This is a genomic window from Acidovorax sp. (genome assembly GCF_046314175.1).
Lineage (GTDB): Bacteria > Pseudomonadota > Gammaproteobacteria > Burkholderiales > Burkholderiaceae_C > Acidovorax.
In genome coordinates this window covers 39,751-54,794 of record NZ_JBKBXG010000019.1, presented here as the reverse complement: position 1 = coordinate 54,794, position 15,044 = coordinate 39,751, and the positions used below count along the sequence as shown (strand labels likewise).

Here is a 15,044-nt window from a genome sequence, read left to right as displayed (position 1 = left end):
CTTCTTTCTTCATCATGACCCCACACCTACCCGCCGCCCCCGCAGGTTCGTCCGATCCTGCAAACTTGTTCATTTCTGACACCGTCAGATGGCTGGAGCGTGCGGTTATCGGGCTGAACCTGTGCCCCTTTGCAAAAGGAGTGCATGTCAAGTCCCAGATTCACTACGCGGTGACGGTGGCGACGGAGTCTGAGGAGGTGCTCGCGCTGCTTCGTCGCGAACTGGCTGACCTGGTGGCAGCGCCCCCAACGGAGCGGGATACAACCTTGCTCATACTGCCTCAGTGCCTGCTTGACTTTCTGGACTTCAACGACTTTCTGCAGGAGGCAGACGGTGTGCTGGAATCCATGGACTTGGTCGGTACGGTGCAGATCGCAAGTTTCCATCCGCAGTTTCAGTTTGCAGGCACAGACGCTGATGACGTGACCAACTGCACCAACCGCTCCCCGTACCCCACCTTGCATCTTTTGCGCGAGGAGAGCATTGACCGCGCGGTGGAGGCCTTCCCCGAAGCCGAGGCCATTTTTGAGCGAAACATGGAAGTGCTGGAGGATCTGGGTATGGACGGTTGGGTCGCGTTGCAGGTTGGGGCCAGCAGCCCTGCGGCTCCTGCGCCCCTGGCGATGAAAGGTGTGGAGCCATGAAGAAAGACACGACCACCCACGCCAAGGCTGCTGGCCAGGGCAAGAAGATCGGGGCGACGGGTGCCGCTTCGAACGGCGATGCTGCACAACATGCCGGTCAATTGTCAGAACTTCGACCCGGCCAGTCGGTCGAGTTGCTCAAGGAGTTGCACATCCTGACTCGCGACGGCAAGTTGAACCAGGACTCCCGGCGCAAGCTCAAGCAGGTTTATCACCTCTTCAACTTTATCGAGCCTCTTCTGGCGGAGCTTTCGAGCAGCGGCCAAGGCCCCACGCTGGCTGACCATGGGGCGGGCAAGTCTTACTTGGGGTTCATCCTGTATGACTTGTATTTCAAGGCACTTGGGCGTGGGCATATTTATGGGGTGGAGACCCGGGCAGAGCTGGTGGAAAAATCTCGCGCACTTGCCCAGAAACTGGGTTTTGCGCGCATGTCGTTCTTGAACGTGTCGGTGGTGGAGTCCACTGATGCCGATGAGTTGCCCGCCCAGATCGATGTGGTCACGGCGCTGCACGCCTGCGACACAGCCACCGACGATGCCATCGCCTTTGGCTTGCAAAAACGTGCCCGCGCGATGGTGCTTGTGCCCTGCTGCCAGGCCGAGATGGCCGCTTGCCTGCGGCAAGGCAAAGCGCTGCAATTGGCGCGCACTCCGCTGGCAGAGCTATGGCGGCATCCACTGCATACCCGTGAACTGGGTAGCCAGGTCACCAACGTGCTGCGCTGTCTGTACCTGGAGGCAAATGGCTACCAGGTCACCGTGACCGAGCTGGTCGGGTGGGAGCACAGCATGAAGAACGAACTGATCATTGCGCGGTACACCGGGCAAAAAAAGCGCAGTGCGGCAGAGCGGCTGCGCGCCATTCTTGAAGAGTTCGGCCTCGACAAGGTGTTGGGGGCGCGCTTTGGCCTGACAGGCTCTGCGGACGCAACGGACCCACTGAGCGTACCGGCAGACGCCGAAACCATCTCCTAATCACTCGGGTGCGACGGTAGGCCGAAATCGGGGACGGATTTATCATCGCGGTCCCTCTGTTAACCGATGGACGCCCATGGCCCGCCTGCCGCGCCTGACCCTTGCGGGTCATCTGCACCATGTCATTCAGCGTGGCAACAATCGCCAGCCGATCTTTGGTGACAGCGAAGACTTTGAGCTGATGCTCGCGGTACTGGCGGACAACGCCCAAAAATACGCAGTCGCCGTGCATGCGTATGTGCTGATGGGCAACCACTTTCATCTGCTGGCCACGCCAAGCACGGCCGATGGGTTGCCTCAGATGATGCAGGCGGTGGGGCGGCGGTATGTTCAGCACTTCAATCGCCGCCATGCCCGGACGGGAACGCTTTGGGAGGGGCGCTACCGCTCTACCGTGCTGGAGCCCGAGCGCTATCTTCTGCCGTGCATGGTGTATCTGGATCTCAACCCTGTACGGGCGGGATTGGTCGCACAGGCCTCTGACTACGTATGGTCCAGTCACGCCCACTGGTTGGGCCGACGCACGGACCGCTTGCTCACGCCCCATGCTTTGTACTGGGCGTTAGGTAATACGCCTTTTGCTCGCGAAGCGGCCTACGCAGCGCTTGCTCAGGCCGGCGTTGGATCAAAGGAGCAGGCGGCTTTGACGCAGTCTGTGTTGAGTGGATGGGCGCTGGGTTCCCCTGGCTTTGTAGACGAACTACAACAGCGCACACCTCGCCGCGTCAGCCGTGGACGCGCCGGACGGCCCCGTTCGGCGGAAAAATAGCGGTCAAATCGGCCTTCAGCGCTTTATCAGTGAGCGCTGGATGCTACTCTATTTGATATGTCCCCTATAAAGTCGTTGCGGTGAGTCATGCGCCATTAATTATGATCTGACCCCAAATATTATTCTTGCCAAACTATGTTGCAATGCACTAATCTCCCAGTCCCTGCGAAAAATATGAGGAGTGCGCCATGACGACGACGGCTGCCGAGATCCAGCATCTGCAACAACACGGTTTGTATTCATCGGGTAACGAACACGACGCCTGCGGCCTCGGGTTTGTGGCCCACATCAAGGGCATCAAGCGCCACGACATCGTGACGCAGGCTCTGAAGATTCTGGAAAACATCGACCACCGTGGCGCGGTGGGTGCCGACCCGCTGATGGGCGACGGCGCCGGCATCCTGATCCAGATCCCTGACGCGCTGTACCGCGAAGAAATGGCCAAGCAGGGCGTGACCCTGCCAGCGGCTGGCGAATACGGCGTGGGCATGATTTTCCTGCCCAAGGAGCACGCCTCGCGACTGGCTTGCGAGCAAGAGATGGAGCGCGCCATCAAGGCCGAGGGTCAGGTGCTGCTGGGCTGGCGCGATGTGCCGGTCAACGTCGACATGCCCATGTCGCCCACCGTGCGCAAGAAGGAGCCCATCCTGCGCCAGGTGTTCATTGGCCGTGGCAATGATGTGATCGTGCAGGATGCGCTGGAGCGCAAGCTCTACGTGATCCGCAAGACGGCCAGCGCCAACATCCAGGCACTGAAGCTTAAGCACAGCAAAGAATACTACGTGCCCAGCATGTCCAGCCGCACCGTGGTCTACAAGGGCCTGCTGCTGGCCGACCAGGTGGGCGTGTACTACAAGGATCTGTCTGACGAACGCTGCGTTTCGGCCATTGGCCTGGTGCACCAGCGTTTCTCAACGAACACGTTCCCAGAGTGGCCGCTGGCCCACCCGTACCGCTACGTGGCGCACAACGGCGAAATCAACACCGTCAAGGGCAACTACAACTGGATGAAGGCGCGCGAAGGTGTGATGGCCTCGCCCGTTCTGGCCGCCGACCTGCAAAAGCTGTACCCGATCAGCTTTGCCGACCAGTCCGACACCGCCACGTTCGACAACTGCCTTGAACTGCTGACCATGGCGGGCTACCCCATCAGCCAGGCCGTGATGATGATGATCCCCGAGCCCTGGGAGCAACACACCACCATGGACGAGCGCCGCCGGGCCTTCTATGAATATCACGCCGCCATGCTGGAGCCGTGGGACGGTCCCGCGTCCATCGTGTTCACCGACGGCCGCCAGATTGGCGCCACGCTCGACCGCAACGGCCTGCGCCCCTCGCGTTACTGCATCACCGACGACGATCTGGTGATCATGGGTTCTGAATCGGGCGTGTTGCCGATTCCCGAGAACAAGATCGTGCGCAAGTGGCGCCTGCAGCCCGGCAAGATGTTCCTGATCGACCTGGAACAAGGTCGCATGATCGATGACGATGAGCTCAAGGCCAACATCGTCAACACCAAGCCCTACAAGCAGTGGATCGAGAACCTGCGCATCAAGCTCGACAGCATTGACGCGGGCGCACAAGTGGCTGCACCGCAGCCGGCCGATCTGCCGCTGCTGGACCGCCAGCAGGCCTTTGGCTACACCCAGGAGGACATCAAGTTCCTGATGGCGCCCATGGCCAAAAATGGCGAAGAAGGCATTGGCTCCATGGGCAACGACAGCCCGCTGGCTGTGCTGTCGGGCAAGAACAAGCCGCTGTACAACTACTTCAAGCAGTTGTTCGCCCAGGTGACGAACCCGCCGATCGACCCGATCCGCGAAGCCATCGTGATGTCGCTCAACAGCTTCATCGGCCCCAAGCCCAACCTGCTGGACATCAACCAGGTCAACCCTCCGATGCGGCTCGAAGTGAGCCAGCCCGTGCTCGACTTTGCCGACATGGCCAAGCTGCGCGACATCGAAAAGTACACGCAGGGTAAGTTCAAGAGCGCCACCATCGACATCACCTATCCGCTGGACTGGGGCCGTGAGGGCGTGGAAGCCAAGCTCGCCTCGCTGTGCGCGCAGGCAGTGGATGCCATCAAGGGCGGCGCCAACATCCTCATCGTCAGCGACCGCGCCGTCAGCGCCACACAGGTCGCAATCCCTGCGCTGTTGGCGCTGTCCGCCATCCACCAGCACCTGGTGGGCGCGGGCCTGCGCACGACTGCTGGTTTGGTGGTGGAAACGGGCACGGCGCGCGAAGTGCACCACTTTGCCGTGCTGGGCGGCTACGGCGCTGAAGCCGTGCACCCCTACCTGGCCATGGAAACCCTGGCCGAGATGCACAAGGATCTGGCGGGTGACCTGTCTGCGGACAAGGCGATCTACAACTATGTGAAGGCGATTGGCAAGGGCCTGTCCAAGATCATGTCCAAGATGGGCGTGAGCACCTACATGAGCTACTGCGGCGCGCAGCTGTTCGAGGCCATCGGCCTGAACACGGAAACCGTGGGCAAATACTTCACCGGCACCGCCAGCCGTGTGGAAGGTATCGGCGTGTTCGAGATCGCCGAGGAAGCCATCCGCATGCACAAGGCCGCCTTCGGCGACGACCCCGTGCTGGAAACCATGCTGGACGCGGGCGGTGAATACGCCTGGCGCGCCCGTGGCGAAGAGCACATGTGGAGCCCCGACGCGATTGCCAAGCTGCAGCACAGCACGCGTGCCAATAACTGGAACACGTACAAGGAATACGCCCAGCTCATCAACGACCAGAGCAAGCGCCACATGACGCTGCGCGGCCTGTTCGAGTTCAAGATCGACCCCGCCAGGGCCATCCCCGTGGACGAGGTCGAGCCCGCCAAGGAAATCGTCAAGCGCTTTGCCACCGGCGCCATGTCGCTGGGCTCGATCTCCACCGAGGCGCATGCCACGCTGGCCGTGGCCATGAACCGCATCGGCGGCAAGAGCAATACCGGCGAAGGCGGCGAGGACGCTGCACGCTACCGCAATGAACTCAAGGGCATTCCGATCAAGAAGGGCGATACGCTCAAGAGCGTGATCGGTGCCGAAAACGTTGAGGTCGACCTGCCTCTGCAGGACGGCGACTCGCTGCGCAGCCGCATCAAGCAGGTGGCCTCGGGGCGCTTTGGCGTCACCGCCGAATACCTGTCCTCGGCAGACCAGATCCAGATCAAGATGGCCCAGGGCGCCAAGCCCGGCGAAGGCGGCCAGTTGCCCGGCGGCAAGGTGTCCAACTACATCGGCAAGCTGCGCCACAGCGTGCCCGGCGTGGGGCTGATCTCGCCTCCGCCGCACCACGACATCTATTCCATCGAAGATCTGGCACAGCTGATCCACGACCTGAAAAATGTGGCGCCGCACGCCAGCATCAGCACCAAGCTGGTGTCTGAAGTGGGCGTGGGCACCATTGCCGCGGGCGTGACCAAGTGCAAAAGCGACCACCTGGTGATCGCTGGCCATGACGGCGGCACGGGCGCATCGCCCTGGTCGTCCATCAAGCACGCGGGCGGCCCGTGGGAGATCGGCCTCGCCGAAACCCAGCAGACCCTGGTGCTCAACCGCCTGCGCGGCCGCGTGCGCGTGCAGGCCGACGGCCAGATGAAGACCGGCCGCGACGTCGCCATCGGCGCGCTGCTGGGTGCCGACGAGTTCGGATTTGCCACCGCGCCTCTGGTCGTCGAGGGCTGCATCATGATGCGCAAGTGCCACCTGAACACCTGCCCCGTGGGCGTGGCCACGCAGGACCCGGCGCTGCGCGCCAAGTTCTCGGGCAAGCCCGAGCACGTGGTGAACTACTTCTTCTTCATCGCTGAAGAAGTGCGCCAGATCATGGCGCAGCTGGGCATTCGCAAGTTTGACGACCTCATTGGCCGCACCGACCTGCTGGACACCCGCCAAGGCCTGGATCACTGGAAGGCACGCGGCCTGGACTTCAGCCGCCTGTTCGCCCAGCCCAATGTGCCCGCCGATGTGCCCCGCTACCACGTGGACGTGCAGGACCACAACATCGAGCACACGCTGGACCGCAAGCTCATCGAGCGCAGCAAGCCTGCGATCGAAGGTGGCGAACGCGTGCAGTTCATTGAGGTGGCTCGCAACGTCAACCGTTCCGTGGGTGCCATGCTCTCGGGTGCTGTGACCCGCGTGCACCCCGAAGGTCTGCCAGATGACACCATCCGCATCCAGCTGGAGGGCACGGGGGGGCAGTCGTTCGGCGCTTTCCTCACGCGCGGCATCACGCTGTACCTGATTGGCGACGCCAATGACTACACCGGCAAGGGTCTGTCAGGTGGCCGTGTCATCGTGCGCCCCAGCATCGACTTCCGCGGCGACGCGGTGCGCAACACCATCGTGGGCAACACGGTGATGTATGGCGCCACCACAGGCGAGGCCTTCTTCAGTGGTGTGGCGGGCGAACGCTTTGCTGTGCGCCTCTCGGGGGCCACGGCGGTGGTGGAAGGTACAGGTGACCACGGCTGTGAATACATGACCGGTGGCACTGTGCTGGTGCTGGGCAAGACGGGCCGCAACTTTGCTGCGGGCATGAGCGGCGGCGTTGCGTACGTCTACGATGAAGACGGCCAGTTCGACACGCGCTGCAACATGTCCATGGTCACGCTGGAGCGCATCCTGCCGGGGACCGAGCAAGAGGCAACGGTGCCACGCTCGATCTGGCACAACGGCCAGACGGATGAAGCCCAGCTCAAGAAGCTGCTGGAAGACCACAACCGCTGGACGGGCAGCAAGCGTGCGCGCGAACTGCTTGACAACTGGGCGGCATCGCGCAGCAAGTTTGTGAAGGTCTTCCCGACCGAGTACAAACGTGCGCTGGCTGAAATTTATGAACGAAAAGTGCTGGAGGAGTCCGCTACACCAGCGGTAGCTGCTACTAAAAATGAATCGGTTCCTGCCAAATAAGGCGGGGCCGCAAAGACCAGCACAGCATTCATAAACAAGGACATCGTCATGGGAAAAACAACCGGCTTCATGGAATACGAGCGCATCGAAGAGGGCTACAAGCCCGTGCCCGAGCGCCTGAAGCACTACAAGGAATTCGTCATCGGTCTCGATGAGAGCCAGGCCAAGGTGCAAGGCGCGCGTTGCATGGACTGCGGCACGCCGTTCTGCAACAGCGGCTGCCCGGTGAACAACATCATTCCGGACTTCAACGACCTGGTGTACCACTCGGACTGGAAGAGTGCGATTGCGGTGCTGCACAGCACCAACAACTTCCCCGAGTTCACTGGTCGCATCTGCCCCGCGCCGTGCGAGGCAGCCTGTGTGCTCAACGTGAACGACGACGCCGTGGGCATCAAGTCCATCGAGCACGCGATCATCGACCGTGCCTGGCAAGAGGGCTGGGTGGTACCCCGCGTAGCAAAGCACAAAACCGGCAAGAAGGTGGCCGTAGTGGGCTCGGGCCCTGCGGGCATGGCAGCCGCCCAGCAGCTGGCACGTGCCGGCCACAGCGTCACGCTGTTCGAAAAGAACGACCGTGTAGGCGGGTTGCTGCGCTACGGCATCCCTGACTTCAAGATGGAGAAGTCGCACATTGATCGCCGCGTCAAGCAGATGGAAGCTGAAGGCGTGGTCTTTCGCACCAGCGTGTTTGTGGGTGCGGCCAAGGACGGCCTGGGCAAGGATTCCAAGGTCACCAACTGGGCCAAGGAAACCGTCACGCCGGAGCAGTTGCACAAGGAGTTCGACGCGGTGCTGCTGACCGGCGGTGCCGAGCAGTCGCGCGACCTGCCGGTGCCCGGCCGCGACCTGGAGGGCATTCACTTCGCGATGGAGTTCCTGCCCCAGCAGAACAAGGTCAACGCAGGTGACAAGCTCAAGGGTCAGCTGCGCGCCGACGGCAAACACGTGATCGTGATCGGTGGCGGCGACACCGGCAGCGACTGCGTGGGTACCAGCAACCGCCACGGCGCTGCAAGCGTCACGCAGTTTGAGCTGATGCCCCAGCCGCCCGAAGAAGAAAACCGCCCGATGACCTGGCCTTACTGGCCTATCAAGCTGCGCACCAGCTCCAGCCACGAAGAGGGCTGCGAGCGTGAATTTGCCATCTCCACCAAGGAGTTCATTGGCGAAAAGGGCAAGGTCACCGGCCTCAAGACCGTGCGCGTGGAATTCAAGGACGGCAAGATGGTCGAGGTCGCAGGGTCCGAGCAGATCCTGAAGGCGGACCTGGTGTTGCTGGCCATGGGCTTTGTGAGCCCCGTGGCACCTGTGCTGGATGCCTTCGGTGTTGACAAGGACGCCCGCGGCAACGCCCGCGCCACGACCGAGTTCGACGGCGGCTATGCCACAAACGTGCCCAAGGTGTTCGCTGCCGGCGACATCCGCAGGGGCCAGTCATTGGTGGTCTGGGCCATCCGCGAAGGTCGTCAGGCCGCGCGTGCGGTCGATGAATTCCTGATGGGCTACTCCGACCTTCCTCGTTGAGGGCTTGCGAGTCCCTGGTTCATGAAAACGGCGCCAGCGTGGCGCCGTTTTTTATGGTTTTATGCGTACCAGGGCCTTCATCCGTACTTTAGGAGGGGAGGTGCTTGCCGCAGATAGCGATATCCTGTGTGGCTGTGCTCAGGGGCAGTCCCCGTGCGTGGTAAAGCCACTTGGACCACCGTGCAAACCCTTTATTGGCACAATCGGGCGCTTGTCAATCCGGATTCGCCTGAGGCTGAGACGCCGTTTCGTCACGCACACAGCTGCATCAAATAGCAAACATACGTGTATGTATGTTTAATTATTCAGCTACGATCGCAGCTGTTTTTGGCTGGCGACCTCTCTCGGGTGCCTGCACCCACCCGCATTTTTTGATTTTCATTGCTTGAATGTCTGAGTCGCCTTCCCTTGCCGAGCTGCGCAACGTCACGTTTTCGTACGGTGATCGTGTGATCCTGCGCGACGTGACGCTCGCAGTGCCGCGCGGCAAGGTCACGGCGCTGATGGGGGCGTCCGGTGGCGGTAAGACGACGGTATTGCGGCTGATTGGCGGCCAGCAGCGAGCGCAAAGCGGTGAAGTGCTGTTTGACGGCCAGGATGTGGGGCGCCTGAACGCGGACGGCCTGTATGCAGCCCGTCGGCGCATGGGCATGCTGTTTCAGTTTGGCGCGTTGTTCACCGACCTGAGTGTGTTTGAGAACGTAGCGTTTCCGCTGCGTGAGCACACGGACCTTTCAGAAGAGCTGATCCGCGATGTGGTGCTGATGAAGCTGCACGCGGTGGGGTTGCGCGGTGCCCGCGACCTGATGCCCAGCCAGGTGTCGGGTGGCATGGCGCGGCGCGTGGCGCTGGCGCGTGCGATTGCGCTGGACCCCGAACTGGTCATGTATGACGAGCCCTTTGCCGGCCTGGACCCCATTTCGCTGGGCACGGCCGCGCAGCTGATACGGCAACTCAATGACGCGATGGGCCTGACCAGCATCGTGGTGTCTCACGATCTAGAGGAAACCCTTCGGCTCGCAGATCACGTGATCATTCTGGGCGAGGGCGTGGTGGCAGCGCAGGGTACGCCCGACGAAGTGCGCGCCAGCACCGATCCGCTGGTGCATCAGTTTATGAATGCATTGCCGACAGGGCCGGTGCCCTTTCATCACCCAGGACCCGGGGTGGCAGAAGACTTTGGGCCCATCGAAGGGCGGTCGCAATGAGCTGGTACAACCCCGCTGATCTGGGTTTCGCCGTCCGCGTGAAGCTGGCAGACATCGGCATGGGTGCGCGCTTGTTCGGTCGCCTGGTTCTGCTGTGCGGTGCGGCTTTTTCGCGCCCGGGGCTGGTGCGCGATCAGGTGCACTTTCTGGGTAACTACTCGTTGGCCATCATCGCGGTGTCCGGCCTGTTCGTGGGCTTTGTGCTGGGTCTGCAGGGTTACTACACGCTGCAGCGGTATGGGTCTTCAGAGGCGCTGGGGTTGCTGGTGGCGCTGTCGCTGGTACGTGAGCTGGGGCCCGTGGTCACGGCGCTGCTGTTTGCAGGCCGTGCAGGAACCTCGCTGACGGCGGAGATTGGCCTGATGCGCGCTGGTGAACAACTCAGTGCCATGGAAATGATGGCCGTTGACCCGGTGCGCCGCATTCTGGCCCCGCGTTTCTGGGCCGGTGTCATCACCATGCCCCTGTTGGCAGCGGTGTTCAGCGCCGTGGGCATCATGGGGGGCTGGGTCGTGGGAGTGCTCATGATCGGCATCGACGCTGGCGCGTTCTGGAGCCAGATGCAGGGCGGCGTGGATGTGTGGAAGGACGTGGGCAACGGCGTGCTCAAAAGTGTGGTCTTTGGCTTCACGGTCACTTTTGTGGCCCTGCTCCAGGGGTTTGTGGCCAAGCCAACGCCCGAAGGTGTGTCCCGTGCCACCACACGCACTGTGGTGATGGCGTCCCTGGCGGTGTTGGCGCTGGACTTTGTCCTGACCGCGCTGATGTTCAGTATCTGACGCTGGCGAAGCTGGCAGGTGAAGAGGAATCCAATACAAATGCAACGCTCTAAAAACGACCTCTGGGTGGGCCTGTTTGTCATGCTGGGTGCGGCGGCGCTGGTGTTTTTGGCACTGCAGTCGGCCAACCTGTTGAGCCTGAGCTTTCAGTCCGGCTACCGCATCACGGCGCGCTTTGACAACATCGGTGGGCTCAAGCCCCAGGCGGCGGTGCGCAGCGCGGGGGTGTTGGTGGGCCGCGTCGAATCCATCACGTTCGATGACAAGATCTACCAGGCCCGGGTGACGCTGGCTCTGGAAGACCGCTACGCGTTCCCCAAAGACAGCTCTCTGAAGATTCTTACCAGCGGTTTGCTGGGTGAGCAGTACATCGGGATTGAAGCAGGTGCGGACGAGAAGAATCTCGTTGCGGGCGACACGGTCACGGCTACGCAGTCGGCCGTGGTGCTCGAAAACCTGATCGGACAATTTTTGTACAGACAAGCCGAAGATGCTGGTAAGCCCACTGGGGCAGGTGATAAAAAATGATGAATTCAAAACCCGCGAACCTGGCTTCTTTTGCCGGGACCCTTTCAAGCCGTAGCCGCCTGGGCACCTGGCTGGCGCTGGTGCTGGGCGTCGCGCTGCTGTCGGGCTGTGCCACGGTGGCCAACCCGGACCCGCGCGATCCGCTGGAGTCCTACAACCGCAGCATGACCAACTTCAACGAGCAGGTGGATGCGCTCGTGCTCAAGCCCGTGGCCATCGCCTATAAGGACATCACCCCCGCGCCTGTGCGCACCGGGGTGAGCAACTTCTTTGCAAATCTGAGCGACGCGTGGTCGTTCGTGAACAACGTGCTGCAACTGCGTGGCGAGGCGGCTGCGTCGAGCTTCATGCGGTTCAACGTGAACACGTTTTTTGGCCTCGGCGGCGTTCTGGATGTTGCCAGCGAAATGGGGATTGACCGTTACCGCCAGGATTTCGGCCTGACGCTGGGCCGTTGGGGCGTGAGCACGGGCCCGTACGTGGTGCTGCCGATCCTCGGTCCCTCGACGGTGCGTGACACCTTTGCACTTCCCGTCGACATGAAGGGCAATGTGGTGAGCTATGTCGACCCGGTGTCTGCCCGCAATTCTCTGTATGCACTGCGGGCAGTAGAGGTGCGTTCGAATCTGCTGCGCGCCGGCAACGTGCTCGACAGCGCGGCGCTGGACAAGTACAGCTTCACCCGGGACGTGTTCTTGCAGGTGCGCAGCCAGGCGGGTGAGTCCCCGTCCACACAAGCGCAGGAGGACCGGGACGCCAACGATGGCGTGCTGCCTCCGGAGCCCGCCAAATAGCCGATCCTGCGCAGTTGCAACCGCTGCGCGCGTTGCACTTGCTTGCAACTCGCAACCGCAGCGACGCATCCGTTGCTGCGAGGCCCACCACAATGAATCGAACGCGGGGGGTGCCCCGTCCGACGAAAGAAGAGGACACGATGAACCGACGTACCCTGGGGCAGATGGCCCTGTGTGTGGCCACTGCCTTGTCGCTGGGCTTGCCCGTGGCGGCCCTGGCCGCCGACGAAGCCCCTGACGCGCTGATCAAACGCCTGTCTGCAGACGTGCTGACCACCGTCAAGGGCGACAAATCCATTCAGGGTGGCGATCTGACCAAGGTCATTGCGCTGGTCGACAAGACCGTGATGCCCAACGTCAACTTTCGCCGCATGACCGCTGCCGCCGTGGGCCCGGGCTGGCGCCAGGCGACCCCTGAGCAGCAAAAGCGGCTGCAGGACGAATTCAAGATATTGCTCGTGCGCACCTATGCAGGGGCCCTTGCGCAGGTCAACGACCAGACCATTCAGATCAAGCCCCTGCGTGCAGCGGCTGACGACAAGGATGTGCTCGTGCGCACAGAAATCGTCGGCCGGGGCGACCCCATCCAGCTCGACTATCGCCTGGAAAAAACCCCTGGCGACGGTGCCGGCTGGAAGATCTACAACCTGAACGTCCTGGGCGTGTGGCTGGTGGAAACCTACCGCGGCCAGTTTGCCCAGGAGATCAACGCCAAGGGCATTGATGGTCTGATCGAAACGCTGGCCGCCCGCAACAAGACCAACGCCGCCAAAGGCTGAGCGGCCCGCCCTTAGTCAATACATACATGCTGGTATTGCCCCCCGAACTCACCCACCGCCAGGCGACGGCGTGCCTGGGCATGCTCATGCAAGGGCTGAAGGTGCATCGCGAGCCTGCAGTGGTGGTGGACGCGCATGCGCTGACGGCGTTCGATACCTCGGCGCTGGCCGTGCTGCTGGAATGCCGCCGCGAGGCGCTGTCTGTGGGCAAGACCTTTTCCGTAAAAGGCCTGCCGCCCGCATTGATGGGCATGGCGGGTTTGTATGGCGTGGACGCGTTGCTGGAGCCTGCGGGCTGAGCCTGTTCCTGGCTTTGTTGTGGACGCAGGCCAACCCTGTCCCTGGGGCTGCAACTGTGGGCCACGGGGCGATGATTCTGGCCTGCCGACGCAGTAGGAGGCAAGGCCGTAAAATCGAGGGTTCATGCCCGCAGTCTCATTCCAAGCCATCTCCAAGTCCTTTGACACACCCAAAGGCCCTTTCCAGGCACTGAACCAGGTCAACCTGGACATTGAGGAGGGCGAGTTCTTCGGGCTCCTCGGCCCCAACGGTGCCGGCAAAACCACCCTGATCAGCATCCTCGCCGGCTTGGCGCGTGCCACCAGCGGCCGTGTGTTGGTGCAGGGCAGCGATGTGCAAGCCCAGTACGCCGATGCCCGTCGCAAGCTCGGCATCGTGCCGCAAGAACTGGTGTTCGACCCCTTCTTCAATGTGCGCGAGGCGCTGCGTATCCAGTCGGGCTACTTCGGCGTGAAGAACAACGACGCCTGGATCGACGAGCTGCTCGAAAACCTGGGCCTCACTGACAAGGCCAACGCCAACATGCGCCAGCTGTCGGGGGGTATGAAGCGCCGGGTGCTGGTGGCGCAGGCGCTGGTGCACAAGCCGCCCATCATCGTGCTCGACGAACCCACGGCGGGCGTGGATGTGGAGCTGCGCCAGACGCTGTGGCATTTCATCGCCCGTCTGAACAAAGAGGGGCACACCGTGCTGCTCACCACCCATTACCTCGAAGAAGCCGAGGCCCTGTGTGGCCGCATCGCCATGCTCAAGGCCGGGCAGGTGGTGGCGCTGGACCGCACCAGCGAACTGCTCAAGGCGGCTTCGGGCAGCATGCTGCAGTTCAAGACGGATACCGCCTTGCCGCCAGGGCTCGCAGTGGTGGCGCGTGTGACGGGGCGCATCGTGCAACTACCGGCGCACGACGCCGCAGAGATCGAAAGTCATCTGGCCGCCCTGCGTGTGGCCGGTGTAGAGGTGCACGACATGGAGATTCGCAGGCCCGATCTGGAGGATGTGTTCCTTCAGGTGATGTCGGGGACGTCGGCATCGAACATCCCTCTGGAAGGGGTTGCGCTATGACCGGCTGGCAAACGCTTTTTTATAAAGAAGTGCTGCGCTTCTGGAAGGTCAGCTTCCAGACCGTCGCCGCACCCGTGCTCACCGCTGTGTTGTACCTGCTGATCTTTGGCCACGTGCTAGAAGACCATGTGAAGGTCTATGACAGCATCAGCTACACCGCCTTCCTGGTGCCCGGCCTGGTGATGATGAGCGTGCTGCAGAACGCCTTTGCCAACAGCTCGTCCAGCCTGATCCAGAGCAAGATCATGGGCAGCCTGGTGTTTGTGCTGCTCACACCGCTGTCGCACTGGGCCTGGTTTGTGGCCTATGTGGGCTCGTCGATGGTGCGCGGGCTGGTGGTGGGGCTGGGTGTGTTTGTGGTCACGCTGGCGTTTGCGCGGCCGGAGTTTGCAGCGCCGCTATGGATACTGGTTTTTGCAGTGCTGGGCGCGGGCCTGCTGGCCACGTTGGGGCTCATTGCGGGGCTGTGGGCTGACAAGTTCGACCAGCTCGCCGCGTTCCAGAACTTTGTGGTGGTGCCCATGACGTTCCTCTCGGGCGTGTTCTATTCCATCCAGTCGCTGCCACCGTTCTGGCAAACCGTGAGCCACCTCAACCCGTTTTTCTACATGATCGATGGGTTCCGCTATGGCTTCTTTGGCCAGAGCGACACCTCGCCCTGGCTCAGCCTCAGCATCGTGGGCATCGCCTGGCTGGCCGTGAGCTTTCTGGCCGTACACCTGCTGCGCACCGGCTACAAAATTCGGAATTGA

General features: G+C 62.1%; 13 protein-coding genes. All 13 read left to right on the top strand.

Translation table 11 applies throughout. The features are described from left to right. Positions 1-14: 14 nt before the first annotated feature. The 13 genes from ACK4OE_RS07605 to ACK4OE_RS07545 all read left to right on the top strand — a co-directional run bounded on the left by ACK4OE_RS07605 (position 15) and on the right by ACK4OE_RS07545 (position 15,044). Positions 15-644, top strand: a complete 630-nt coding sequence (locus ACK4OE_RS07605) for a DUF1415 domain-containing protein (protein WP_409884089.1) — start codon at positions 15-17, stop codon at positions 642-644. Beyond that, entirely contained in the window at positions 641-1,621 is a 981-nt protein-coding gene (locus ACK4OE_RS07600) for a class I SAM-dependent methyltransferase (RefSeq protein WP_409884088.1), read from the top strand. Before ACK4OE_RS07605 ends, ACK4OE_RS07600 begins: the two co-directional genes overlap by 4 nt. A 76-nt stretch (positions 1,622-1,697) precedes the next feature. After that, entirely contained in the window at positions 1,698-2,390 is a 693-nt protein-coding gene (locus tag ACK4OE_RS07595; protein WP_409884087.1) for a transposase, read from the top strand. 188 nt (positions 2,391-2,578) lie between these two features. After that, on the top strand, positions 2,579-7,315 hold the full coding sequence (locus tag ACK4OE_RS07590) for a glutamate synthase-related protein (protein WP_409884085.1): 4,737 nt from the start codon (positions 2,579-2,581) through the stop codon (positions 7,313-7,315). 48 nt (positions 7,316-7,363) lie between these two features. Further along, entirely contained in the window at positions 7,364-8,842 is a 1,479-nt protein-coding gene (locus ACK4OE_RS07585; RefSeq protein ID WP_409884084.1) for a glutamate synthase subunit beta, read from the top strand. Positions 8,843-9,231: 389 nt separating this feature from the next. Continuing rightward, positions 9,232-10,050 (top strand): ABC transporter ATP-binding protein, encoded by an 819-nt coding sequence (locus tag ACK4OE_RS07580; RefSeq protein WP_409884083.1) that lies wholly within the window; start codon positions 9,232-9,234, stop codon positions 10,048-10,050. Next, on the top strand, positions 10,047-10,829 hold the full coding sequence (gene mlaE / locus ACK4OE_RS07575; protein WP_409884081.1) for a lipid asymmetry maintenance ABC transporter permease subunit MlaE: 783 nt from the start codon (positions 10,047-10,049) through the stop codon (positions 10,827-10,829). Before ACK4OE_RS07580 ends, mlaE begins: the two co-directional genes overlap by 4 nt. A gap of 39 nt (positions 10,830-10,868) precedes the next feature. Further along, positions 10,869-11,357, top strand: coding sequence for an outer membrane lipid asymmetry maintenance protein MlaD (mlaD, locus tag ACK4OE_RS07570; RefSeq protein WP_409884080.1), 489 nt, complete (start codon positions 10,869-10,871; stop codon positions 11,355-11,357). After that, on the top strand, positions 11,354-12,151 hold the full coding sequence (locus tag ACK4OE_RS07565) for a VacJ family lipoprotein (RefSeq protein ID WP_409884079.1): 798 nt from the start codon (positions 11,354-11,356) through the stop codon (positions 12,149-12,151). Before mlaD ends, ACK4OE_RS07565 begins: the two co-directional genes overlap by 4 nt. Before the next feature lie 140 nt (positions 12,152-12,291). Further along, the gene (locus ACK4OE_RS07560) at positions 12,292-12,930 is read left to right on the top strand and encodes a phospholipid-binding protein MlaC (protein WP_409884078.1); all 639 of its coding nucleotides are present in this window, start codon (positions 12,292-12,294) and stop codon (positions 12,928-12,930) included. A 26-nt stretch (positions 12,931-12,956) separates the two neighbouring features. Then, positions 12,957-13,229, top strand: a complete 273-nt coding sequence (locus tag ACK4OE_RS07555) for an STAS domain-containing protein (RefSeq protein ID WP_409884077.1) — start codon at positions 12,957-12,959, stop codon at positions 13,227-13,229. A gap of 124 nt (positions 13,230-13,353) precedes the next feature. Beyond that, positions 13,354-14,292 carry an ABC transporter ATP-binding protein gene (locus ACK4OE_RS07550; RefSeq protein WP_409884076.1) on the top strand — a complete coding sequence of 313 codons (939 nt, stop codon included), beginning with the start codon at positions 13,354-13,356 and terminating at the stop codon, positions 14,290-14,292. After that, on the top strand, positions 14,289-15,044 hold the full coding sequence (locus ACK4OE_RS07545) for an ABC transporter permease (RefSeq protein WP_409884075.1): 756 nt from the start codon (positions 14,289-14,291) through the stop codon (positions 15,042-15,044). The genes ACK4OE_RS07550 and ACK4OE_RS07545 overlap by 4 nt, the downstream gene beginning before the upstream one ends.